The following is a 23,648-nucleotide window of genomic DNA, read 5'->3' as shown; positions in this document are numbered from 1 at the left end:
AGCTTCATGGCCAACACCCCCAACCAAGCTTCAGACCCGATATTGGCCGGCCCCTGCTGGCCGGCCTTTTTCCGTTACACCATTCCGTCTGTCGCCGGGTTGCTCGCACTGACGACTGCCAACATAGTCGATGGCATTTTCATTGGTAATTTCGCCGGTGCCGATGCCCTCGCAGCACTGAACCTGCTGATTCCCTGGTTTACCTTACTGTTTGGCATGGCTCTGGCGCTAGCTATCGGCGGCACCGTACGTGCTGGCCGCTATCTTGGTGAAGGCAAGCGTGACGCCGCATCGGCGATATTCAGCAAATGCCTGATGGCTACAGTTGCACTGGCGCTGGCCGGGGCGCTACTCGGGTTACTGTGTCACGAGCCCATCTATCGTCTACTGGGCGCCTCCCCTGCTGTTTTCCCACTGATGTCAGAGTATTTTCTGGTGATCATATGGGTGATGGTGCTGCAGCTGTTCACCATGGTGCTTTATTACTTCGTACGTGTAGATGGATTCCCCGAGCTGGCCACCACCGCACTGGTGCTGGGAGCTGCCGGCAATATTGTACTGGACGCCCTTCTGGTGGGTTATCTGGATTACGGATTGCGCGGTGCCGCCACCGCCACCGGGCTGGCCCAGCTGCTGCAGCTTGCCGTGCTGATGCTCTATTTCCACAAACCCTCTCGCAAGCTGGTATTCCGGCTGCGTCAGCACAACTGGTGCGAGGTGGCTAAGGCCTTCACCAACGGCGTGTCTGAATGGATCAACGAGATGTCTGTAGGCCTGGTGATGCTGTTGATCAATTGGCTGTTGATCACCTCTCAGGGGCTGGCAGGCGTTGCAGCGTTCACCGTAGTTAACTATCTGATTTTTCTGAGCTTGATGTTGTTTTACGGAATATCAGATGCTATGCACGTATTGATTAGCCACAACCTCGGGGCCGGCAACACCGAGCGTATACGTCAGTTCATGGGTTGCGGTGTCACGGTGATTCTGACTCTGGCCCTGGCTTTGGTGAGCAGTGTCTGGTTATTCGGCAACCAGTTAGTCCGGCTCTTCCTCGACACTTCTAGCGACCCGGCCATCGCCCTGCTGGCAGATCAGTTCCTGACTATCCTTTGGCCACTATTTGTGGTCAACGGAATTAACGTGCTGCTGTCAGTATATCTCACTGCCACACATCACGCCCTGCCCTCTGCCCTTGTAGCCTTCTCTCGAAGCCTGGTACTGCCGGCCCTGTTGCTGATGGGCCTTGCGCAGTTTGCACCGGACTGGCCACTCCTGCTGGCACTGCCGCTGGCTGAGTGGCTCACCTTCGGCCTTGCTCTCGCGCTATTTTTCCGTTTTCGTCCCCGGCGTTTGGTAGGTCCCGTCACCAACTGAGTCAGGCGCTACCAGGTTGCCAGTTAACTTCTGCCACCTCCTCGCCAGCAAAGCGGATGAGGTGGGAGGACACAACCTTTCCCAGATCTTCCAATTCTTCTGCTGTTGGAGACTCGCACACCAACGTCAGCGCCCCGTTTTCAGAACTCAGCTGACATTCGCCAATAGAGAAGGTCAGAAAACCGCTGGTTTCGCTCCACTCAGCTTCAATCTTATGGCTGAAATGTTTGCATAAGCGGTTAATCAAACGGCTTGGATTCGTAGTGGATACGCTTGCGCTCATAAACGGCATAACAATCTCCGTGGGTTCAGCGAACACTGGCGGGCAACGGGCGGTCCGCCAGCACAATGGGTTGGCCCTGCGAACAGCGTTCAATACGGGCTTCAATGCCGTAGGTGCGGGCCAGCAGCTCCGGCGTTAGCACCTGTTCCGGGGTGCCCAGCACGGCTTGCCCGCCCGGTGACAACACCAGAACCTGATCGCAATAGCGCAGGGCCAGATTGAGGTCGTGGCACGCCACCAGCGCGATAGACTTTGCGTGGGTGGTGGCATCGCGCACGGCGTTCAACACGTTCAATTGCCAATGCAGGTCCAGCGCACTGGTGGGTTCATCCAGCAGCATCAACGGCGTCTGGCGTACCAACACCTGGGCCAGACCCACCATTTGCCGCTGGCCACCGGACATTTCAGACAGACGTCGCAGGGCCAGTTGCCGTATGCCCAGTGTGTCGAACACCTCTTCGATGGCCTGTTCGGTCTCTTCGCGGGACCAGTCGCCCCGGGCCGAGCGGCAGGCACTGAACACGGTTTCGTAGGCCACCAGCGGGATAGCTTGCGGCAACGGCTGAGGCAGATAGCCAACACGGCGGGTACGCTGATGGGATGTGAGCCCCGCCAGATTTTCCCCGGCGAAGGTCATGGTGCCGGAGATGGGCAGTAAACCCGCGATGGACTTCAGCAATGTCGACTTACCCACCGCATTCGGCCCAATCACGGCCACCAATGCACCCGCAGGTATTTCCGGCAGTGACAGGTTGCTGAATACAGCGCGATTTCGATAGCCTGCGGTAACGGACTCCAGCTTCAGGGTCACAAGGCGACCCTCCGGCTGCGGCCAATGATCAGCAGGATGAACAGCGGAATCCCCACCAATGCGGTGACAATGCCCACCGGCAACACTACGCCCGGCACCAGCAATTTACTGGCAATGGATGACAGCGACAGCAGCACCGCACCGGCAAGGGCACTGCCCGGGAGCAAAAACCGATGGTCTTCGCCCAGCATCAGGCGGGCAATATGGGGCGCCACCAAGCCAATAAACCCTATTTCCCCCACAAAACACATGGCTGCGGCAGTGAGCAGGCTGACGCGCATCAACACCGTCAGGCGCAGCCGCTCAACGCGAATACCCAGGCTCCGGGCCTGTTCTTCACCGCTGCGCAACAAAGTCATGGCCCAGGCATTACGCAATGAAAAGGGCAAACAGATTGCCAGCACCAACGCCACAATCAGTACTTTATCGAGACTCGCCCGGGCCAGACTGCCCATGGTCCAGAACACAATTTGCTGCACTGATTCGGCATCTGCAACAAACTGGATCAACCCCACCACGGCGTTAATACCAAACAGCAAAGCAATGCCGAACAACACTACGGCATGCACCGAGGCACCCAGAGAGCGCGACAGAATCAGAATCAACAGCGATGCCACGGCCGCAAACACAAAGGCCGACAACGGCAGCAAAATATGGGCCGCCAGCCCAAGAAAGGAAATATTGAAGGCAATCACCAGCGACGCACCAAGCGTAGCCGCCGCCCCCACGCCCAGGGTAAAGGGGCTGGCAAGCGGGTTGTTCAACACCGTTTGCATCTCTGCCCCCGCGAGGCCTAAACAAGCCCCTACCACCACGGCCATCAAGGCATAAGGCAAACGAATGTCCTCAATGATGACGCGGGTACCGGCGTCGATGCTTTCAGGGTTCAACAAACCATGAACCACATCGGCCAAGCCCAGCATGGAGGGCCCACTGGCTATGTCCACCAGCAAGGCCACCACCGCCACCACTGCCAAAGCCACCAGACACACAACACGGCGCAAGACAAAACGCCGGTATTCGCTTGCCAGTGTTGTGTGAGGGGCAGAGTCGCCCAATTTAGTCATTTGCGCCGGCGACACTGAACTCATTCAGCTGGCTCCCGGGCGCGAACCCAGTAGATACCATCCAGTTCGATCGGCTGAAAGCGCTGGTAGAATTCCGCCAGTGTGGCCTCCGGATCCAGTTCCGAAAAGGCTTCCGGGTGAAACCAGCGGGCCAGTGCTTGAACGGCGATCACATTCATCGGGGTATTGTAAAAGTGGTGCCAAATGGCCATCGCGCGGCCTTCGCGGATGGGTTCTACCGCTCGCAGTCCGGGTCTGTCAGTGGCTTGTGCCAGTGAGGCCCGGGCTGTCGCCGTATCGATACCAGCGCCCAGCATCACGTAGCTGTAGTCGGATTCCGAGGTGGTGTATTTGCGGGAGCCGATAGCGGTCGCCACATAGTAGTCCGGCGGGTTGCTGATCAGGTATTCCAGGTTCAGCACCCCGCTCACACCCGGCACCTTCCCTTCCGCCACGTTGCGCGCGCCCGCGGCCTTGAGAAAATGCCCCATCATGCCTTCTACCATGGTTTCACAGCAGCTGTCGTGCAATCCCAAACGGCTATGGAGGAAGACCCTCGGCCAGTCAGTTTCGGGAATCTGCGCAACCACATCGGTCACCTTTGCCAGTTCCCGCTGGTAAAACCGGTTGAACGTTTGCGCTTCCTCCTGTCGCCCGAGCACCTCACCCAGAAGCGCCATGCTTTTGGGTGTATTCACCAAGGGGTTCTGGCGGAAGTCAATGAACACCACAACTACACCGGCTCGCTGAAGCTGATCAATCAACATCTTGTTACGGGCGCCAGGGCCGTGTCCCTCCAGGCTGAAGATAGCCAGATCAGCACCCAGACCAAGCACGCTTTCCAGGCTAAAGCTGTCGGCCGAGGTGTGCCCCACCCGGGGCACATCCGCCAGTGCCGGGAAGGCTTTCAGGTACTGGGCGTAACCGCCCGGATCGGTCATCTCGAAATCTGGCAGCATACCGGCCAAGCGGTCGGGTAGCGCGTCTCCGTCCAGTATGGCAAGCGCCGGGATATAGCGGCTTTCACCCAGCACGATCCGATTCACCTCACTTGGCAACTCAACCGAACGACCTGCTAAATCAGTGACCGTGCGGGCAGCCAGAGAGAGGTCAGCCCACAAACAGAAAAGGCCGCCCACCAGGGCGGCTATGCATCGAATGCGTAACATCATCGGCCTCAAAAGCGCATGGCCAAACCAAGGCGAATATCCCGACCGGGTGCGGGCATACCCACAACACCTTCGTATCCTGCTATGCCCTGATAATCGGCATTACTGGCATGGTCGAGGTATTGCTTGTCGCCAACATTCTTCACCGCCAGAGTCAGACGCAGATCTTCATTACCCGTTGGCAGCCAGTTCACGAACAGGTCGTGCACCCCGTAACCTGGCTTATCGATCGTGCCCACAGTGGTTTCAAGGTCGTCGATTCCCTGCACAAATTGGCCCTGCCACCCAAATTCCAGGTTATGGCTCCAGAGGTAGGTCAGGTCAGCGACCCAGGTATCACCGATGGTATTGCCCAGCAGGTTATGCTCGTACACGGTCAAAGGCTGGCCATCGACTTCGGCGTCATTGCTGTGAAAACTCAAGCCGGCACTCAAGGCATTCCACTGGTAGCCGGTTGCAATGCGATAGCCATCAGATTTCAGATCGCCAATGTTCCGGTAGATGGCAGGCCCGAACAGAACATCGGCGATAGCATCCTTGATTTCAGACCGGTAAACCTCCGCCGACAGGGAGAAGTTCTGGTAAACATAATCAAAGCCCACTTCGGTATTCTTCGCCTTTTCACCTTTCAGGTCAGGATCGTTCTGCGCAAGATCTACCTTGAAGGCGTCACGCGGCATAGGCCCGCGGAAAGCTTCGGCGTAGCCAGCTTTCAGCGTCAAACCATTCAGAACTTGCCAAGCCAGACTTGCATTCGGGCTAACGGCATCCTCACTGAATGTCTGGTCGTTGTTATCCTGCAAGTTGTAGTCGTCATAACGGGCGCCTGCGCTGAGCAACAATTGCTGTGTAAGCCAAACGTCCGCTTGCAGGTATACGCCCAGGACATCACCGGTTTCTTCTTCGGCCCGCTTATCAGCTTCCCCACCGGCATTGACTTTGTCTTCACGGTAATCGACGCCGTAGGTCAGGCTGTGGCTGCCCAACTGGCTGGTATTGCGCAGATCCCCACCGATGCTGCGAGTAAAACCGAAGTACCGGCCCCAGCGATCTGCCACATTCTGCTCCAGCTCCGCTTTGCTCTGATACAAAGTGAATTCTGCGTCCAACCAGGGATTGCCTTCCGGCGCCACACCATAGTTAAGAGTGGTCGTATCCCGGCGGCCATCAAGGTCGTAGAGTTTATTGAAGCTGCTGACGGCCCACTGAGGGCGCTGCGGCCGCTCACCCTCATCGTTGCGGATTTCGTGGCTCAGGCGCAGTGTCTGGCCATTGGCGAAGTGCCCAACCAGTTTCGCCATACCAACTTGTTGGCGGGCATCAGTGCCGGGCACCTCGTCACCGTTACCGTCTTCATAACGCTCATGATCGCTCTGATTTACAGAAACCAGAGTGCTCCACTGATCGTTCAGGCGCCCAAAAATTGTGGTACTGGCACTGTACCCTTTGGTGTTGGAGAAGGAACCCAGTTTGACCAAAGCACCGACATTCTCACCTTCACGCAGGAGATCTTCCGGGTCTTTGGTAATAAAGCGGATCGCACCACCCAGAGCACCGGCACCTGCCGAGGCTTTCCCGGCACCGGTATCCACCTCCACTCGCTTCAGCAGATCCGGGTCAACCGCGATTCGGCCGGTATGGTGAAACAATACGCCTGCTTGAGTGGCACCATCCACGCTGACGTTCAGCAGTGGATCTTCCAAACCGCGAACGTAGACTTTCTGGGCGACGCCCACAGAGCTGCCTACACTCACCTCCGGCTCGCCGGCAAAGATGTCTTCCAGATCAGCAGAGAGAAAACGCTCAATACTTTTAGCATCCACCACTGCGTCGGCCTCTGCCTCACGCTCGGCTGTTACCTGTATCGTTTCCAGGGCAACGGGTTCAGCATACACAACAGGGCTGGATACAAGAGCCAACCAAAGAGCACTGCGGCGAAAGTGTTTCGGTTGTGCGACTGTGGAAAAAACTGCCATAGCGACCAAACTCCATCATGATAATGATTCGTATTTGGCATGCATTCTCGATAACTTGTGTCGCTAAGGAAACCGGTTTTACATTTGTTACATCTGCTCTCGCTCTGTCACGTATCTATCGCTTTACAGAAAGCAGTAACCTTTGCCGTGTACGGTTTGCAGGCGGTCACTGGCCACCCCCGCCGCAACCAGCTTGCGGCGGATGCGGCTAAGATGCATATCCAGGCTGCGGTCGTACCGATTGAACTCTTTTTCGAGCACCACTTGGTACAGGTAGGGCTTGCTCAGAGACTCTCGTTGATGCAGAACCAGAATCCAGAGTAAGCGAAACTGAATGGGGGTGAGGCTCACCAGCCTCCCCTGGAAGCTTACCTGTAGTTTTTGTCGATCCAGCTTCAGCTCACCGATCAACAATGTTGATGGCTCAGCTCTTTGGTCGGTATCGCCTCGCGTTCGTCGAAGCAGCGCCTCAATTCTCAGAAACAATTCGGTAAAGCTGAAAGGCTTGGGCAAACAGTCATCGGCGCCTTCCCTATAGCCCATGATGCGCTCATCCTCGGCATCGCACGCAGTCAGCATCATGACTGGGGTTTGACTGGTTTTGCGAAGCCTTTTGAGCACGTCAAAACCCGTCATCTTTGGTAAAAGAACATCCAGAAGGATTAAGTCGAACCGTTGAGCCAGAGCGGCAACCAACGCCTGATCACCTTCATGGCTTTGTAGTACTCGATACCCGCGGGAGGACAGCTCGCTTGCCAACTGCCCCCTCAGGACCGGGTTATTTTCGGCAATCAGGATCTTTGGGTTGTTATTGGCAGGCACAGCCATCTAATGATACCGGATATCAAATGATAATGAGTATCATACGCACCAGATAAAAGCGCCTCAAGTGTCGTGTTTAATCACCTGTCTCAGAGGTCAATGCTTCCTGTAACAACGCCTGCAGATGGCTTGGCAGGTTCACTGCCAGCGCCAAGGCCCGCTCATGGGCCCGCTGCGACATTTTGCCCCAGGTTCGTCGCACAATCCGGAGCCATTTTTCCCGATCATATTCCGCGTTATCCGCATAGAACTGGGCAAAATACTTCTCGAGAAACACCATACAGGCGACGTCTTCCAGCAGCTGTGTGTCTGCGTCTTTACGCAACTCCCGCTTGGTCACAATCACCTCAACCCGCTCACATTCGCTCTCGGGGTAGCCACACTCCGCCATAATCTCAGCGGCCCTGCGCCCGTGCATACGCCCACAGGCCAGACGCCACTCGTAATAGGACTTTCGGCCCTCCGGGTAATGACTGCGGGGCATTTTCCAGCGCTCAAGATGCTGGGCACGGCAGGCGATCTGCATTCGTTCAGAGGGGGCTGGCTCCAGCTCATGCAGCCAGCGAGTCATGTGCAAACTGTAGGCATATTCCCTTGGTATGGACTCGCCTGCTACAACCTCCTCATTCGGGTCTGCGCGATTTGCACCATCAATCGCATCCAGAACACATTTAAGAGATGCCTCACTCATACTGTCTCCTTTTACGACACAATTACCCCTCAAGGGCTATTGCGCCGAACCTCGTATTATCTGATAGTCAAAACTACTGGCAGCCGGATAAAGACCATGGTGAATATTTCAATCCCCAAAACACCATATAGAAAGGTCCCGGCCCCATGGCGCGCGGCCTATGAGGCGCATATCCAGATAGTAGAACGACAAGTTGCCGTTGTTGCGGCTTGGGTGCTATTGATCACCGTGGTTTTTTATCAGTTTACCCACCAGTTGCGCCTTGGCCACAACGCTGACGTGTGGCTGACCGAGGCGGCGTGCCGGTTACCGGTTTTGCTATGCGCATTGCTCACGCTCGTCTCCCACTACACCGGAAAACCCAGATGCCAGAGCCGCTATCTGCTCCGAGCCATGGGGCTCTCGGTGATGACCATGATACTGTCACTGTTTCTGGTTCACTACAGTGGGCAGCATGAAAATATTTATCAAGTAACCAACGGAATGGTTATCAGCTTTTTCGGGGTTACCGTTCTCTCAGTTAGAGGCCCAAAAGAGTTTTGGCTCCTGTTCGCGGTGCCGCTGGCCATTTTCGTACCCGTGGCGCTGGCAATGGGCATTGCTACAAAGGCACTGCTTCCCTTTTTGTTTGACCCGATGGTTATGATGGTTATTGGCTTCGTGCTCAGTGAAGCACTGAGGCAACTCCGGAAAGGTGAGTTTCTGGCCCGGCAACAACTCAGGGAACAGGCGACAACCGACCAACTGACCGGGTTACTGAATCGACGCGCCATGCTCCAGCTGCTGGAGCAGGAACACGCCAGGGCGCAGCGCTACGGCGCCACTTATAGCCTTATTCTTGGTGATCTGGACCGGTTCAAAGGGGTAAACGACCGCTACGGCCACAATATTGGTGACATCGTGCTTCAGGAAACCGCTCACAGGCTAAAACGTCAAATTCGCGCCGAGGATGCCTTATGTCGCTGGGGTGGCGAAGAATTCCTTATACTTTTACCACAGACGAGTCTGGATGGCGCCCTGCATGTAGCCGAGAAGGCTCGTCTTGCCCTGGCAGACGAGCCCATGGAAGCCGGAGAGCACAGCATTCATCAAACCATTAGCCTGGGAATGACGAGCTGCCAGGGGGGCAATGACATTGAAAGCGCCATAAAGCGTGCCGATGATGCTTTGTACCTCGCCAAAGAAAATGGGCGCAACCGCATTGAAGTGATAGCTGCGCCTGGCTTGGAGCCGCCTGTAACCGCAGACGATATCAAGCCTGCGCAGACGGGCGCGCCTTGATACGGTCATACCATGCTTGAAGATGTGCATGCTCCGGCAGGATGCGGATATTCACTACACGGGCGAAGGCTACCGTAGTGAACGCGTTTATATCAGCAGCGGTTAACCGGTCGCAGCAGAGATATTCCTTGTCCGCGAGGTGGTTGTTCAGAAATGCCATAAACTTTCCAACACTCTTCCCGCAGTCTTCACCCCATTCCTTGATCGGGTTCATTCTGTCTTTGAAATAGCCACTGGTGTGCTGAAAGCACATGCCTGTTGGCATAAAGAAGTAGAACTCCACCCATCTGACCCACTGCTCAATCAGCGCTTTCTCCAGTGGAGTATCTCCCAGCAGAGTGGGCGTTTCCGGATAGCTTTCTTCAAAATAACGGCAAATGGCCATGGTTTCGGCAATGCAGGTGCCGTCGTCCAGTTCCATCACCGGCACTTTCTTCATAGGGTTGCGTGCCACGTACTCCGGCGTCAGGTTTTCGCCCTTCTGCAGGTCAATCTCGATGAATTCGGCTTTCTCAAGCAGCCCTTTTTCTGCCATAAACATGCGTACGCGGCGAGGATTCGGTGCGGTTTTTGTTTCGAAAATTTTCATTATTATCAGCTCCGTTCCGGAAAAGCAGGATGAATCAAAGTTAAAAGCCTTCGAGAGATTGGCCCGAAAAAAGGGTTGCGTCAAGCAACTGGCCAGAAGCCCCAACAGCGGTCCGGATACGTCCTCATAAATGCCACATTTTTGTTAAAACCTTGTAACTGAGCTCAGGACCCTTATGCTTATAGCTACGTAGTAACCGAGATGAATCGTTTTGCCCTACTCCCGGCCTTGCCAGAAAACTGCAAACCAGAGAGCCGTTCCCGGTTACTCCATATCAGTAATACAACAACCCATAAAACAACTGATACCCGATTTCACCAACCCTCAAACGGAGAAGTGACTATGCGAAAGCTTACGTCTGCTGCACTGCTATGTGCGCTATCTGTGCCCGCCATGGCACAAGCCAACTGTGGCGAAGTTTCCATTACAGAAATGAACTGGGCTTCCAATACAGTGGTCACCAACGTAGCCAAGTTCATCATGGAACAAGGTTATGGCTGCGACGTGTCAGTCATCCCGTCAGACACAGTCCCGGCTGTGACGTCGGTTGCAGAAAACGGCGAACCCGACATTGTCACCGAACTGTGGTTGAACTCGGCCGGCGAGGCGTACCTGCGCCTCGAAGAAGAAGGCAAAATTGAGCGGCTGGCTAAAGTACTGGATCCCGGCGGCGAAGAAGGATGGTGGCTGCCCACCTACCTGGTTGAAAAACACCCTGAGTTGAAGACCATTGAGGGCGTGATGGCCAACCCCGAACTGGTAGGCTCGCGCTTCAACAACTGCCCGGACGGCTGGGGCTGCAGAATTGTAAACGACAACCTGATTCGAGCCATGGATCTTGAAAAATCCGGTATCGATGTATTCAACCATGGTTCCGGCGAAACCCTCGCTTCTTCAATGGCATCTGCCGTACAAAAAGAAGAACCATGGTTCGGCTATTATTGGGGCCCCACCGTGCCTATGGGCAAGTACGACATGACCCGTGTAAAGCTCGGCGATTACAAGCAGAAGGTGCACGAGAAAAACCAGAACGCCAACGCCGACAACCCGGGTGTTTCCGAGTTCCCGGCGGCAACGGTTCTTACATCAGTCACTACCGACTTCAAGAAACGCGAGCCTGAAGTGACCGCAATGCTCAGCAAAATGACGTTCAAAACAGACACCATGAGTGGCCTTCTGGCATGGATGGACTCCAACAACGCATCCGCGGAAGAAGCAGCGGTGTATTTCCTGAGCACCCACCGCGAAGAATGGTCTGACTGGCTGAACGATGAAGCCAGAACAAAGCTTGCTGCTATTCTTGAATAACTGACAGCCCCGCCCTTGCCCGGGTGCAGCATTTGCAAAAATCTGCCCCGGGCACACCTGTTAATGAGAACAACTGAATCTGTGGCGTATGGCTCCCCATGCGCAGAAGAGGCTAAACAAAGATGGCAACCTACGACTCCCTGTTTTCAGCACTTGGGTTAAAAGACTGGTGCGCGAAAGGTAAAGAAGACGGCCCGATGTCGATGGCTGATCTGCTCGCCAAAGCCAAGGGCAAAGATGCAGAGCCAGAATCCCTGTGGGACGTTCCGTTCCCGTCGATGGACGCGCTTAACGACTCCTGCGCCGCATTCCCCCAATCCAGAGAGCTTACAAAAGGCCTTGAAGAGGGCTTCCTTGCAGTAAAAGACAACCTGAGCCTGGTGCTTGACCCACTAACCCAGCCGCTAAGCTGGGCACTTGATGGCGCCCTTTACGGCATGCTCAACACGCCTTGGTGGATCATCATCCCCATCATGTTGGCGGTGGTTTTTCTGGTCACCAAATCCTGGAAACTGGTGCTGTTTGTGGGCGTCAGTATTTGTCTGTTGGCGTTCATCGATTACTACGAATACGCCTTGCAGACCCTTGCCATCATTTTCGTCTGCGCTTTCCTCTGTGTACTGTTTGGTGTGCCCATAGGCATTGCCATGTCCAGAAGTGACACCTTGCAACGGCTGACAATCCCGGTTTTGGACATGCTGCAGACCTTGCCACCTTTTGTTTATCTGATTCCGCTGATCTTCCTGTTCAGTGTGACGGAATCCAAGCTTTACGGTATCGCCATTATTCTCTACGCCATTGTGCCGGTGGTGAGGCTGACCAACCTGGGTATCCGGCTGGTAGACAAGGATGTAATCGAAGCGGCGGATGCCTTCGGGATGACGCCCAGACAGAAGCTGTTCAAGGTTCAGATTCCCCTGGCTTTACCCAACATTATGGCTGGCGTAAACCAGACCATCATGATGAGTCTCGCGATGGTTGTTATTGCATCACTTGTTTCCGCACCGGGCCTGGGTGTTCTGGTACTTCGCGGTATCCGCAACCTGGAACTCGGCGTTGGCCTGGTAGCTGGCCTCGGTATCGTGATCCTGGCGGTGGTTCTTGACCGGGTTACCAAAGCATCTCTGGCACGCATCAATGCCACCCAAAAGCAGTGAGGACAGCACGTGGCAAATGATATAAAGATTTCCATCAAAAACCTCTACAAGATCTTCGGCCCCACGCCAGACGTGGCGCTTGAGTATGTAAAACGGGGCATGAACAAGGCGGACCTTCTGGATCAGCAAAACCATGTTCTTGGACTGAGGGATATCAACGTAGATATCCTCAGTGGCAAGATCACCGTTATTATGGGGCTTTCGGGCTCTGGCAAATCCACTCTGATCCGCCACCTGAACCGCCTGATTGAACCTACCGCCGGTGAAATTCACCTTGATGACAAGAACGTTCTGGATTTGAACGAGGAAGAACTGCGCCAGCTGCGGCGGGAACAGATGTCCATGGTGTTCCAGAAGTTCGCGTTACTGCCCCACAAAACGGTACTTGAGAACGCCGGTATGGCGCTCAACATTCGAGGTTCGAAAGTCGCAGATTTCGAAAGTGAGGCGGTAAAGTGGCTGGCCAGAGTTGGGCTTGAGGGCAACGAAAACCAGTTTCCCCACCAGCTGTCTGGCGGCATGCAGCAACGGGTAGGCATAGCCCGGGCGCTGGTTTCCAACTCGCCCGTGATGTTGATGGACGAAGCCTTCTCGGCTCTGGACCCACTGATCCGCTCAGACATGCAGGATCTGCTACTGGAACTGCAGGGTGAACTGCAAAAAACCATTGTGTTCATCACCCACGATCTGGACGAAGCACTGAAGCTGTCCGACCACCTGGTGATACTCAAAGATGGAGAAGTAGTGCAACAAGGTGACCCCCAGGACATCCTGCTCAACCCCAACGACCCTTACATAGTCGCCTTTATAAACGACATAAATCGCGCACGGGTTCTTCGGGTACGCTCGATCATGAGCCGCGATGTTGATAAGGACACAGATTATGCCGGAGACCTTTCCGAAAAAGACAATCTGGAAACTGTGCTTTCTCTGTCTGGTGGCGATACTGACAAGGTATTCAGAGTGGTACGCAACGGCGAGGCAGTCGGAAGCCTGTGCATGAAAGCTCTGACAAGAGCGCTGGTGCCCTCAAGCGACTAATAAACGCCGCGACAGCCTGGATTAATTATTCGGGGCCGATACAAAATGGGGTGTGTGGTCTATTATTCCACCATATTCCTGCCCAAAGTACTCTGGCCCCTGACATGCTCCGAGCGATACTTGCAGTCTTATTTATCAGCCTGGCCGGCTGTTCTCCCCCGGATGAAAAGCCAGCCAGCATTACATCACAATCCGCTGACACGCCTGATGTAACCCTGTCTGCAAATCGTGACAAGTTTACCGTTATCATTGCCGCAGACCCTTGGTGTCCTCACAACTGTATCGCTGGTTCCGGCCGCGAGGGCTATGCCATAGATATAGCAAGAGCGGTCTTTGCTTCCGCTGGGTACCGCGTCGAATACATGAATGCAGGTTGGGCGAGAGCCATTCAGCTTGCCAAAGAAAATCACGCAGATGCTGTAGTAGGCGCATTCAGGGGGGATGTACCGGATTTCATATTCCCTCTGGAACCCATTGGAATTTCACGAACACATCTCTACACCAACGCTGAAAGCCAGTGGGTTTATAACGGAATAGCTTCTTTGAAGGGGCGCACACTGCTGGCCATTAACGGCTACTCTTACTCACCTGAGCTGGACAGTTACATTGAGCGCAACCACCAAAATCAGGGCAGTGTATGGCTATTGTCCGGACCCGCTCCCCTGAGCCGTGCAGTTGTTCTACTTGATCAACGCCGGACAGATATTTTTGTAGAAGATGAGCTTGTGATGAACTGGGCACTGCAGAACCAGGCAGCGTTGCCTGCGCCTCGGGACGCCGGCGAAATCCACCGCGCACCCTTCTATATTGCGTTTTCACCTGCAAACCCGAAAGCCGCCGAGCTGGCACGCATCCTGTCGGATGGCATCAGAAATCTGCGACAATCAGGTCAGTTCGATGACATTCTTGCCAGCTACGGGGTGCCTTTACTCTCAGTTGACTGAAACGCGGTGATGGTCTCGCCCGCGTCCGTTGTCAGCACCAACTCACCGTTACGCCCAATAGCAGCACGCTTCACTTTTGATAAGAGCTCCAGAAAACGATCTTCCTGATTCATCAAAGCAGGCGCGCAAGCCATTTTCGTGGCAAACATGTGGTCAAAGCTCACTCCTTCAGCTGTGAGTTCGTACTGCCCGCCGTAACGGTTGCATGAAGCCCTGCCGGCAACACGGTTGTCCTCAAAAAACTCGATGGTTATACGGGAGCGGTCAATAATGCCCGCGTTTGCGAGGTCTTCAACAACCCACTCAGCGCCCCGGAACAGGCGGTCCGTATCACCGCCGCAGCCCTGAAACACCTCACCGTTCAATTCAAGGCGAACCTGAGCCGGAAACTGGGCACCCGACATGTTGTCTTCACACAGTTGGCGAGCAACTTTCATCGTAAGTTCCTGGCCTTCCAGCTCGCCACGAAACTCCCGGCCGTGGCGGTTTGCAACGGTTGTTTCCAGAGCAACTCTTTCGGGTTCTCCGGTGTCATAAGGGCGGTTCATTACCAGCTCCTCGCCATCTACACGGATGTGCCAAAAAGGCTCATTGCCAGTGGCTTCAAACGGCATTTCCAGCGCTCCGGCCTGCAAACACTCGGGATAAGTCTGGCCTTTTACAGTAAAGGTGGCCCGCTCACCTTTGCTCCAGAACTGGGTCTGATCATCTCCGGTGGCCACATAAAGTTCACCAGACGCGCTTTGCTTTGGTTTCAGGAGTAGCCGTTTGCCCTGGTAATCAACACCCAGTAAATCGCCATCGCCCGCGTTGGCAACCGTGACATCCAGTTGACCACACTGGTAGCTGCCAATAGCACCCGAGGTCTTTGGCCCCGAGGCACACGCGGAGATAAAAAGCCCCGTCGCGGCGACGGCAGATGCCTTCAAAAAGCGCTGCAAATACATAGACACACCTTGAGTGTTAGATCGTGAATGAATGGTGGCATCTTAATGTCTCATATGCCTAAAAACCAACTGCCGGGGCCCGGCAGCCATTAAAACACGCAACCCGAGTACCCCTTTCCACTTTTTATCTATCGGGCACGACGCTATGCTGAGCCTTCTCACTCAGGAGGCAGCCCATGGCACTCAGGCTCTACCAATTTGCAATATCCCACTACTGCGAAAAAGTCCGCTGGGCACTGGACTACAAGAATCTCAATTATGAAACCACAAACCTTCTGCCTGGGCAGCATATAAAAACCATGCAAAAGCTCACCAAAGGCGCGGGGGCATCTGTACCTGTTCTGGTCCACGAGGGTGAGGTTATTCAGGGTTCCTCCAACATTCTCGACTATCTTGAACGCACCTTCCCCGACAACCCCATTACCCCAGTTGATGAGCCGGCAAAAGCTCAGGCTCTGGCGTGGGAAAAACGCCTCGATGATCTGGCTGGGCCAGCCGTGCGCTGCTATTCCTACCACCATTTTCTGCAGCGCCCGAAAATAGTGGTACCGTTACTCGCTGCAGGTACCCCCTTCTACAATCGCATCCTGCTAAGCCTGGCATTCAGCCGGGTAAACGAAGTTATGCGGAAGTGGATGAAGATCAATGAGAAAACCGCCGAACAATCCCGGAAGGTACTGGAAGAATTACTCGCTGAACTGGCAGAAATCTACAGTCAGCAGCCGTTTCTGGCCGGCGACGCGTTCTCCCGCGCCGATCTGACAGCCGCATCCCTGTTTGCACCTTTGTTTCAACCAGAGGCCTACCCGGTTCCCTGGCCAAAGCCAGCGAGAATACCGAAAGAAATAAAAGCCTGGCTCAACCAGTGGCAGCCACAGTTGCTGATACTCAACCGGGTTTATAATGAGCACCGATAACCTTGTGGCAGACCATTAACTGCCCCCAATAGCATCCGGTACACACCATGCAAGAGCAATCTTTGAGCCTGAATGGCCAGAATAACCACACCATTACAGGCGCGATTTTTTCCCCGGACACGCCTCGTTCAGTCCTGGTTATCGCCCATGGCATGGCAGAACACGCCGAGCGCTACGCTGATTTCGCCCGGTGGCTGACAGAACGGAACATTGCCGTTGTGACTATGAATCACCGGGGGCATGGCCCTGGCTGCACTCCTGACCAGCTTGGGCACTACAGCGATACAGACGGCTGGGGGAAAGTCGTCGACGACCTGAACCGCGTATTACTGGATACCCGGGTGCGCTTCCCCGGAATCCTTCTTGCCCTGCTTGGGCACAGCATGGGGTCGTTCATAGCCCAAAGTTGCGCACAGCAACACCCGGCCTCTCTGGATATGTTGATACTCAGCGCCACCAACCGCATTCACCGACCACAGCTATGGGTATCCGGAATCCTGATTAACGGCATCCGGCGATTCCACGGCAAGCATCACCGAAGCCCAACGATTGCAAAAATGTCCTTCGGCAAGTTTAACCGTATGTTCAAGCCCAACCGGACCGACTGCGATTGGCTAAGCCGGGATACTACCCAGGTAGACAAATACATTACAGACCCACTCTGCGGATTCGAGTGCACCACAGGCCTGTGGCATGATTTCATTCAAGGGATGCTGACAATCAGACCTTCCGCGTGGCGCAAAGATCTTCCGGTTCACCTGTTTGCTGGCACAGATGACCCCGTAGGGGAAATGAGCAAAGGCATTACCCGGCACTTTGAAGACATTCGCCAAGCCGGTGTAAGAGATACCAGCCTTCGGCTATTTGAAGGCGGCCGCCATGAGATGCTAAATGAAACCAACGCCGAAGAGGTTCGGGAACACGTGCTATCGCTGCTTACCCGGAGAAATATAACCGATGCCTGATAGTAATGAACGCCTGGTTCCAAGGCTAAGACTCAAAGCCGGCCACGCCATCGCTCTCGGGCCTGGCAAGGCTCAATTGCTTGAATTGATTCAGCAGCACCGCTCAATCTCTGCGGCCGCACGAGCTTTAAAAATGAGCTATCGGCGCGCATGGTTGCTGGTAGACACCATGAACACCTGCTTCCAGAAGCCTTTGGTACTCACCGCCACAGGTGGCAATCAGGGCGGTGGTGCTGAGCTTTCAGAAGAGGGGCTAAAGGTGCTCATGCTCTATCGGCAGTACGAAAAAGCCGTAGCAGAGCGCCCCGAACTCGTTGAGCTGGCGACCTTACTCAGAGACAAGCCTGCGCCCTGAGTTTTCCAGACAACACGCTAATTCTCTTGTATCCGACCCACGGCGACTATATTATTCTCAGCGTTATATCCGAGCGGATACAAGGAGAAAGATCCATGCTCATGAAAACAAAGCTCTATCGCCAGCTGGCAGCTCTATGCCTGACAATCCTTCTACCTCTGGCATCAGCCAGCACTGCCTTCGCCGCCGATGTGCGCATCGCCGTGGCCGCCAACTTTACCGACACGACACGTGAACTCATTGCTGCCTTTGGTGAAACAACCGGGCTGGAGGCAGTTGCAAGCTACGGCTCCACCGGCAAGCTCTACGCCCAAATTGATAACGGCGCGCCGTACGATGTTTTTCTTGCTGCCGACAGCCTTCGCCCCGAACTGCTTGAAAAAAATGGCCAAGGCGTAGCAGGCACACGATTCACCTATGCACGCGGCAAACTTGCGCTCTGGAGCCCGGTACCCGGTACCTTTGATGACCCCAAGGCCTGGCTTGAGTCTGGCGAGTTTGCTCGCCTGGCGATTGCGAACCCGAAAACAGCGCCCTACGGTTTCGCGGCCCAGGAAGTTCTCATCAAGATGGGTGTTTGGGACGCCTTGCAGGATCGCCTGGTACGCGGCGACTCTATTGCCCAGACCTTCCAGTTTGTTGCAACCACCAACGCCCAATCCGGCTTTGTCGCGCTCTCACAGGTGCGCGCCTGGGATGACAAAGGCGGCTCCCTATGGCTGATTCCGCAAGCCGACTATTCCCCCATCAACCAACAGGCTATTCTTCTGACTCGCAGCAAAAATAACGATGCCGCCCATCAGTGGCTTGAATTCCTGCGCGGTGACAAAGCCCGAAATATTATTGAAAGCTTTGGTTATGAGACCGATCATTAAACCGTAAACCGGGCAACTCCATGGACATATACTGGGAGCCAGTGTGGCTCACCTTGAAGCTTGCAGGTTTCACCACGGCCATACTTCTGGTTGTAGGAACACCTATTGCCTGGTGGCTGGCCCGTAGCCATCACTGGATAAGGCAGCCTATTGCAGCGATTGTTGCCTTGCCCCTGGTATTGCCGCCTACGGTTCTGGGGTTCTACCTGCTGGTGCTGATGGGCCCGAAAGGCATGGTTGGCCAGATCACCGAGCAGTTGGGGCTTGGTTTGTTGCCGTTCACCTTCGAAGGTCTGGTCATTGCATCGGTAATCTATTCCCTGCCGTTTACCGTTCAGCCCCTGCAAAATGCGTTTGCTTCCATTAATCAGCAACTTCTTGAGGTCGCATCCACGCTTCGGGCATCGCCCCGGGACCAGTTTTTTTCTATCGTGATCCCCTTGGCAAGGCCGGGCTTTCTGACCGCCAGCGTGCTCACCTTCGCCCATACCATCGGCGAGTTTGGCGTTGTACTTATGATCGGCGGCAACATCCCCGGCGAAACCAAGGTGCTCTCGGTGGCCATTTACGACCATGTGGAATCCCTGGAGTACACCCAGGCTCACTGGTTGGCTGCGGGCATGGTTGTCTTCTCCTTTGTTGTACTTGTAACCCTGTATTCACTCAATGGCCGGCTGCAGTCGGGGCTGGTGAAATGATGGCAGCACCTGGAATACAGGCACGTTTCGCCTGCAAGGTTGGAACATTTGAACTGGACGTTGATCTGAACCTGCCAGGTAGCGGGCTCACCGCCCTCTTCGGGCATTCAGGCTGCGGCAAAACAACCTTGCTGCGCTGCATGGCAGGCCTGCAGGCGGCAGAAGGAATCATGCGCGTTAACGGTGACGAATGGCAGAACAAAACTGGCAGCCGCCCCGTCCATCAACGGCCCCTGGCCTACGTGTTTCAGGAAACCAGCCTGTTCCCCCACCTTTCGGTAAAGCGCAACCTGATGTACGGGTACAAACGCATTCCCCAAAGCGACCGCCAAATATCCTTCGATCAGGCGGTTGAATGGCTGGGGCTCTCGCGCCTGCTTGGCCGTATGCCTGAAAAACTCTCTGGCGGAGAGCGTCAGCGCGTAGCCATTGCCCGGGCACTGCTCACAAGCCCCAGGTTGCTGCTGATGGATGAACCCCTGTCTGCCCTCGACCAGGCCAGCAAACTGGACATCATGCCCTACCTGGAAGCCTTGCGGGACACCCTGGCCATCCCCATGCTCTATGTGTCCCACTCCACAGCCGAAGTTGCACGACTGGCAGACCACATCGTGATGATGGATGGCGGAAGGGTTGTTGCTGAAGGCCCACTGCAACAGATCATGGCACGCACGAACCAACCCTTCGGGCTTGAGAAAGATGCCGGGGTGATTCTCGATGCCACCCTGTCAGAACGGGATGAGCAATGGCATCTGTGCCGTGCTGATTTTGGAGGCGGCCACCTCTGGCTGCGTGCAGATGAGAGCCTGATGATCGGGCATAAAATTCGGCTGCAGGTGCTCGCAAGGGATATCAGCCTGGCCCGGAGCAAGCAAACCGATCAGAGCATCCAGAATCTGTTGCCTGCAATCGTTGATGAAGTAGCTTTCGAGGTCAGCCCGGGCACATCCATTGTGCGCTTGCTGGCAGGGCAAACCCCCTTTCTTTCTCGCCTTACCAGCCGAGCCGTACACACTCTGGCCCTTGAGCCCGGACAGCAAGTCTGGATGCAGATCAAGTCAGTCGCCATTGTCGATTGATCAACCGGACCGGGTTATGGCCCTTTTGGCCACAGCCTCTAGGGATTCAGACACGTAAGCTTCCTTGCATACACCGTTCAACTCCTGATAACGGGCCTGCAATGATGTACAACACCCACCGCATCACCAGTAACAACATCTCACTGCATGCCGTGACCGAGGGGAATCCTGACGGCATACCTCTGGTGCTGGTTCACGGGTACCCGGACAACCACCGCGTGTGGGACAAGGTTGTTAGCGCTCTGGCTTCAGACTTCTTTCTCGTGCGCTACGACGTTCGGGGTGCAGGCCTTTCAGACAAGCCGGTTCGCACACGGGACTATCGCTTGTCGTTGCTCGCGCAGGATCTTGAAGCCGTTGTGGATGAGTTGTTGCCTAACCGCCGGTTTCATCTGCTGGCCCACGACTGGGGTTCCATACAAAGTTGGGAGTCTGTGGGCTCAGGCCCTCTTCAGAAGCGCATTCTCTCCTTCACATCGATTTCCGGCCCCTGTCTCGATCATGTCGGGGCCTGGCTAAGAGCACAGTCTTCAAACCTGAGCGGTGGTGGGCCAGTGAGAATGACCAGGCAGCTGCTTAAATCCTGGTACGTATTTCTGTTTCAGATACCCGTTGTACCGGAAGCTATCTGGAGCCTGGGGCTTGATAGAAAGTGGCCGGTCATATTGCAGAAGCGGGAGGGAGTAGCAGATGCCTGTTTCAGCAGTACTCAGAAGGATGACGGACGTTACGGAGTGCGATTATACCGGGCCAACTTCCTGTCCCGTCTGCTCATGCCGCAACCAAGGTTCGCGAGCTGCCCGGTGCAATTAATCATTCTGAAGCAAGACAATTATGTGGGTGCCGACTTGTTCGGACAGCTAAACCAGTGGGTGGGCAAACTTACTCGAGTGCAATTAAACGCACCGCACTGGGCGCAGCTCACAGAACCAGACGCCATTGCCAGTGCAGTACGCAGCTTTATTCGCTCTTAACGGGTTCCGAAAACCACCATGGTTTTGCCTTTTACCCGCACAAGCCCCTGATCTTCAAGGGTTTTAAGCACTCTGCCAACCATCTCCCGGGAGCAGCCTACAATTCGCCCAATTTCCTGACGTGTGATCTTGATCTGCATGCCATCCGGGTGAGTCATGGCGTCTGGCTCCTTGCACAAATCAAGCAAGGTACGGGCAACCCGACCAGTGACGTCCAGGAATGCCAGATCACCCACTTTACGGGTGGTTTGACGCAGGCGCGACGCCATTTGCTCGCCAATAAAATAGAGAACTCCAAGATCCTGCTGGGCAATTTCCCGGAATTTGGGATAGCTGATTTCAGCCACCTCACACTCGGTTTTTGCCTTCACCCAGGCACTGCGGGAATCCATATTATCGAACAACCCCATCTCGCCAAAGAAGTCTCCGGCATTGAGGTAGGCCATGATCATTTCACGACCATCATCATCTTCAATGATAACCGTGACGGAACCCTTAACGATGTAAAAGAGGGAGTCGCTTTTGTCGCCCGCGTAAATAATGGTGCTCTTGGCCGGGTAGCGACGGCGATGGCACTGAGAAAGAAAATAGTCGAGATGCTTTGTTTTCTGCTCAACTGGCTTAATGATTGTGGCCATGGTGCGGGTTATGCCTCCTCAAATACTGGCGGGATCCGATGTTTGTTGTTCACCCGGCTTTCCATGCGGGTTTATTTTTTTGCCAAATAACATAACAACTTATAACAAGAAGGTTAGCTCTGGGCAACTGGAAACAGTATACGAAATGTATCAAGGGCTTTCGCCATCGACTGTCAGAGACTAGCGGTTATGCTAGCATCCTGTCCATTCGCTACTATCCAGGCGGGCCATTGCCCGCCACCGCGCAACAGGAGCACAGCCTTGATGAAAGCAACCGTAGACTGGACCGGCAATGCCAGCTTCCGAGCTACCAGTGGTACTGGCCACTCTGTGCAGCTGGATGGCCCACCTGACCACGGTGGGGAAAACCTGGGCCCCCGCCCGATGGAGCTTTTGCTGATGGGCCTCGGAGGCTGTTCATCTTTTGATGTGATGAGCATTCTGAAAAAAAGCCGCCAGGATGTCACTGCCTGCCATGCTGAGCTGGAAGCCGAGCGTGCAGATGCCGTGCCTTCGGTGTTCACAAAGATTCACCTGCACTTTGTGGTGACCGGCCACAACCTGAAAGAAAGCCAGGTAAAACGCGCCGTCAGTTTGTCTGCCGAGAAGTACTGCTCTGCTTCGATCATGCTTGAAAAAGCCGGCGTGGAAATCACCCACAGCCACGAAATCCGCACTGCGGATCAAGCCTGACCCATAGCACTATTCAACGCACAACGGGGCGTGCATAATACCGCCCTTTCTCCGCCGGCTAGTGCAAAAGGTGAACAACCTGAACCCTTGTCGGCGGCGGCCTGCGCAGAGCGTGTTACTACCGCCCTGCCGTCATTCATCTCCATAGATCGGAGGGGCTGAGCATGGAATCAAAACTCCAGTTGCACGGTTTCAACAACCTGACCAAATCCCTGAGCTTCAATATCTACGACATTTGTTATGCGCAGACTGAAGAACAGCGTGAGGGCTATATCGATTACATCGACGAGATGTACAACGCAGAGCGCCTTACCCAGATACTGACCGATGTGGTCAAGATCATTGGCGCCAACGTGCTCAACATCGCCCGTCAGGATTACGAGCCCCATGGGGCATCGGTTACCATGCTCATCGCTGAGCATGAGCTGACCGACGGTGAAGAGCCAGACAACGAAGAATCACCCGGCCCGCTGCCCGACACCATCGTAGCCCACCTGGACAAGAGCCACGTGACGGTGCATACCTACCCCGAGAGCCACCCCCACGAGGGTATCAGCACCTTCCGGGCAGACATCGATGTATCAACCTGCGGCCTGATTTCGCCCCTGAAGGTTTTAAACTACCTGATCCACAGTTTTGATTCTGACGTGGTGACCGTTGATTACCGGGTACGCGGCTTTACCCGCGATGTAGACGGCACCAAGCACTACATTGATCACGACATTAACTCAATCCAGAACTACCTGACCGAAGATACACAGAACGCTTATCAAATGATCGATGTGAACGTGTATCAGGAAAACCTCTTCCACACCAAAATGATGGTGAAAGAGTTCAACCTGGACAATCACGTTTTTGGTGAAAATGCCGAAGATCTGGATCCGGAGATTGCCCGCTCTATTGAAGAACGGCTTCGTCGCGAAAAGCTGGAGATATTCTACTCACGCAACATGGAGTAAGAGTACCCGGCCAGGCTTCTGCCAGGCACAACCCT

The 23,648-nt window shown here is 54.8% G+C and carries 25 protein-coding genes; 15 read left to right on the top strand and 10 right to left on the bottom strand.

Annotated elements, in window-relative coordinates; translation table 11 throughout:
• Nucleotides 1-6 precede the first annotated feature (6 nt).
• Nucleotides 7-1,374, top strand: a complete 1,368-nt coding sequence (locus RKA07_RS13250; RefSeq protein WP_310966521.1) for an MATE family efflux transporter — start codon at nucleotides 7-9, stop codon at nucleotides 1,372-1,374.
• Nucleotide 1,375: 1 nt separating this feature from the next.
• Here RKA07_RS13250 and RKA07_RS13245 read toward each other — a convergent pair whose 3' ends face one another.
• The 7 genes from RKA07_RS13245 to RKA07_RS13215 form a co-directional block, all read right to left on the bottom strand.
• The gene (locus RKA07_RS13245) at nucleotides 1,376-1,666 is read right to left on the bottom strand and encodes a DUF2218 domain-containing protein (RefSeq protein ID WP_200202221.1); all 291 of its coding nucleotides are present in this window, start codon (nucleotides 1,664-1,666) and stop codon (nucleotides 1,376-1,378) included.
• A gap of 16 nt (nucleotides 1,667-1,682) precedes the next feature.
• Complete coding sequence (locus RKA07_RS13240; protein WP_200202222.1) at nucleotides 1,683-2,468, bottom strand: ABC transporter ATP-binding protein; 786 nt, start codon at nucleotides 2,466-2,468, stop codon at nucleotides 1,683-1,685.
• The gene (locus RKA07_RS13235) at nucleotides 2,465-3,535 is read right to left on the bottom strand and encodes a FecCD family ABC transporter permease (RefSeq protein ID WP_310966748.1); all 1,071 of its coding nucleotides are present in this window, start codon (nucleotides 3,533-3,535) and stop codon (nucleotides 2,465-2,467) included. The genes RKA07_RS13240 and RKA07_RS13235 overlap by 4 nt, the downstream gene beginning before the upstream one ends.
• A gap of 20 nt (nucleotides 3,536-3,555) precedes the next feature.
• Nucleotides 3,556-4,707: an ABC transporter substrate-binding protein gene (locus tag RKA07_RS13230; RefSeq protein ID WP_227715228.1), complete on the bottom strand. Its 1,152-nt coding sequence runs from the start codon at nucleotides 4,705-4,707 to the stop codon at nucleotides 3,556-3,558.
• Nucleotides 4,708-4,712: 5 nt separating this feature from the next.
• Nucleotides 4,713-6,680 (bottom strand): TonB-dependent receptor domain-containing protein, encoded by a 1,968-nt coding sequence (locus RKA07_RS13225; RefSeq protein WP_310966520.1) that lies wholly within the window; start codon nucleotides 6,678-6,680, stop codon nucleotides 4,713-4,715.
• A gap of 123 nt (nucleotides 6,681-6,803) precedes the next feature.
• Nucleotides 6,804-7,508 (bottom strand): response regulator transcription factor, encoded by a 705-nt coding sequence (locus RKA07_RS13220; protein WP_200202225.1) that lies wholly within the window; start codon nucleotides 7,506-7,508, stop codon nucleotides 6,804-6,806.
• Nucleotides 7,509-7,578: 70 nt separating this feature from the next.
• Complete coding sequence (locus RKA07_RS13215; protein WP_310966519.1) at nucleotides 7,579-8,193, bottom strand: DUF4202 domain-containing protein; 615 nt, start codon at nucleotides 8,191-8,193, stop codon at nucleotides 7,579-7,581.
• A 96-nt stretch (nucleotides 8,194-8,289) separates the two neighbouring features.
• Here RKA07_RS13215 and RKA07_RS13210 point away from each other — a divergent pair, with 96 nt between their 5' ends.
• On the top strand, nucleotides 8,290-9,474 hold the full coding sequence (locus RKA07_RS13210) for a GGDEF domain-containing protein (protein WP_310966518.1): 1,185 nt from the start codon (nucleotides 8,290-8,292) through the stop codon (nucleotides 9,472-9,474).
• On the opposite strand, the gene RKA07_RS13205 is transcribed toward RKA07_RS13210, so the two are convergent.
• Nucleotides 9,446-10,063: a glutathione S-transferase family protein gene (locus tag RKA07_RS13205; protein WP_200202228.1), complete on the bottom strand. Its 618-nt coding sequence runs from the start codon at nucleotides 10,061-10,063 to the stop codon at nucleotides 9,446-9,448. The two genes, RKA07_RS13210 and RKA07_RS13205, sit on opposite strands and share 29 nt — an antisense overlap.
• Nucleotides 10,064-10,405: 342 nt before the next feature.
• Between RKA07_RS13205 and RKA07_RS13200 the strand changes: the two genes are divergently transcribed.
• The 4 genes from RKA07_RS13200 (at nucleotide 10,406) to RKA07_RS13185 (ending at nucleotide 14,513) form a co-directional block, all read left to right on the top strand.
• Entirely contained in the window at nucleotides 10,406-11,371 is a 966-nt protein-coding gene (locus RKA07_RS13200) for an ABC transporter substrate-binding protein (protein ID WP_200202229.1), read from the top strand.
• A gap of 122 nt (nucleotides 11,372-11,493) precedes the next feature.
• Nucleotides 11,494-12,528, top strand: a complete 1,035-nt coding sequence (locus RKA07_RS13195) for an ABC transporter permease (RefSeq protein ID WP_310966517.1) — start codon at nucleotides 11,494-11,496, stop codon at nucleotides 12,526-12,528.
• A gap of 9 nt (nucleotides 12,529-12,537) precedes the next feature.
• A complete protein-coding gene (locus tag RKA07_RS13190) occupies nucleotides 12,538-13,569 on the top strand; it encodes an ATP-binding cassette domain-containing protein (RefSeq protein ID WP_200202231.1) in 1,032 nt (343 codons plus the stop codon).
• Between the two features lie 104 nt (nucleotides 13,570-13,673).
• Complete coding sequence (locus tag RKA07_RS13185) at nucleotides 13,674-14,513, top strand: substrate-binding periplasmic protein (RefSeq protein ID WP_310966516.1); 840 nt, start codon at nucleotides 13,674-13,676, stop codon at nucleotides 14,511-14,513.
• On the opposite strand, the gene RKA07_RS13180 is transcribed toward RKA07_RS13185, so the two are convergent.
• Nucleotides 14,483-15,460: an META domain-containing protein gene (locus RKA07_RS13180; protein WP_310966515.1), complete on the bottom strand. Its 978-nt coding sequence runs from the start codon at nucleotides 15,458-15,460 to the stop codon at nucleotides 14,483-14,485. The two genes, RKA07_RS13185 and RKA07_RS13180, sit on opposite strands and share 31 nt — an antisense overlap.
• Before the next feature lie 176 nt (nucleotides 15,461-15,636).
• On the opposite strand from RKA07_RS13180, the gene RKA07_RS13175 reads away from it, so the two are divergent.
• From RKA07_RS13175 to RKA07_RS13145, 7 genes are all read left to right on the top strand, one after another.
• Entirely contained in the window at nucleotides 15,637-16,377 is a 741-nt protein-coding gene (locus tag RKA07_RS13175) for a glutathione S-transferase family protein (RefSeq protein ID WP_310966514.1), read from the top strand.
• Nucleotides 16,378-16,424: 47 nt separating this feature from the next.
• Nucleotides 16,425-17,342, top strand: a complete 918-nt coding sequence (locus RKA07_RS13170) for an alpha/beta hydrolase (protein ID WP_200202235.1) — start codon at nucleotides 16,425-16,427, stop codon at nucleotides 17,340-17,342.
• A complete protein-coding gene (locus tag RKA07_RS13165; protein WP_310966513.1) occupies nucleotides 17,335-17,697 on the top strand; it encodes a winged helix-turn-helix domain-containing protein in 363 nt (120 codons plus the stop codon). Before RKA07_RS13170 ends, RKA07_RS13165 begins: the two co-directional genes overlap by 8 nt.
• Before the next feature lie 95 nt (nucleotides 17,698-17,792).
• A complete protein-coding gene (modA, locus tag RKA07_RS13160) occupies nucleotides 17,793-18,572 on the top strand; it encodes a molybdate ABC transporter substrate-binding protein (RefSeq protein ID WP_227714719.1) in 780 nt (259 codons plus the stop codon).
• Nucleotides 18,573-18,592: 20 nt separating this feature from the next.
• On the top strand, nucleotides 18,593-19,270 hold the full coding sequence (gene modB, locus RKA07_RS13155; RefSeq protein WP_200202237.1) for a molybdate ABC transporter permease subunit: 678 nt from the start codon (nucleotides 18,593-18,595) through the stop codon (nucleotides 19,268-19,270).
• Nucleotides 19,270-20,349 (top strand): molybdenum ABC transporter ATP-binding protein, encoded by a 1,080-nt coding sequence (gene modC / locus RKA07_RS13150; RefSeq protein ID WP_310966747.1) that lies wholly within the window; start codon nucleotides 19,270-19,272, stop codon nucleotides 20,347-20,349. Before modB ends, modC begins: the two co-directional genes overlap by 1 nt.
• Before the next feature lie 101 nt (nucleotides 20,350-20,450).
• Nucleotides 20,451-21,323 carry an alpha/beta fold hydrolase gene (locus tag RKA07_RS13145; protein ID WP_200369773.1) on the top strand — a complete coding sequence of 291 codons (873 nt, stop codon included), beginning with the start codon at nucleotides 20,451-20,453 and terminating at the stop codon, nucleotides 21,321-21,323.
• Here RKA07_RS13145 and crp read toward each other — a convergent pair.
• Nucleotides 21,320-21,961 carry a cAMP-activated global transcriptional regulator CRP gene (gene crp / locus RKA07_RS13140; protein WP_100638015.1) on the bottom strand — a complete coding sequence of 214 codons (642 nt, stop codon included), beginning with the start codon at nucleotides 21,959-21,961 and terminating at the stop codon, nucleotides 21,320-21,322. The genes RKA07_RS13145 and crp overlap by 4 nt on opposite strands.
• 264 nt (nucleotides 21,962-22,225) lie before the next feature.
• On the opposite strand from crp, the gene RKA07_RS13135 reads away from it, so the two are divergent.
• Nucleotides 22,226-22,654 (top strand): OsmC family protein, encoded by a 429-nt coding sequence (locus RKA07_RS13135; protein ID WP_200202239.1) that lies wholly within the window; start codon nucleotides 22,226-22,228, stop codon nucleotides 22,652-22,654.
• A gap of 164 nt (nucleotides 22,655-22,818) precedes the next feature.
• The gene (speD, locus tag RKA07_RS13130; protein ID WP_200202240.1) at nucleotides 22,819-23,613 is read left to right on the top strand and encodes an adenosylmethionine decarboxylase; all 795 of its coding nucleotides are present in this window, start codon (nucleotides 22,819-22,821) and stop codon (nucleotides 23,611-23,613) included.
• Nucleotides 23,614-23,648: the final 35 nt, after the last annotated feature.

Origin of the sequence: Marinobacter xiaoshiensis (genome assembly GCF_031631795.1) — a bacterium.
In the GTDB taxonomy this organism is placed as follows: domain Bacteria; phylum Pseudomonadota; class Gammaproteobacteria; order Pseudomonadales; family Oleiphilaceae; genus Marinobacter; species Marinobacter xiaoshiensis.
The sequence above is the reverse complement of the archived record's forward strand: the minus strand, read 5'-3'. Positions and strand labels throughout refer to the sequence as shown.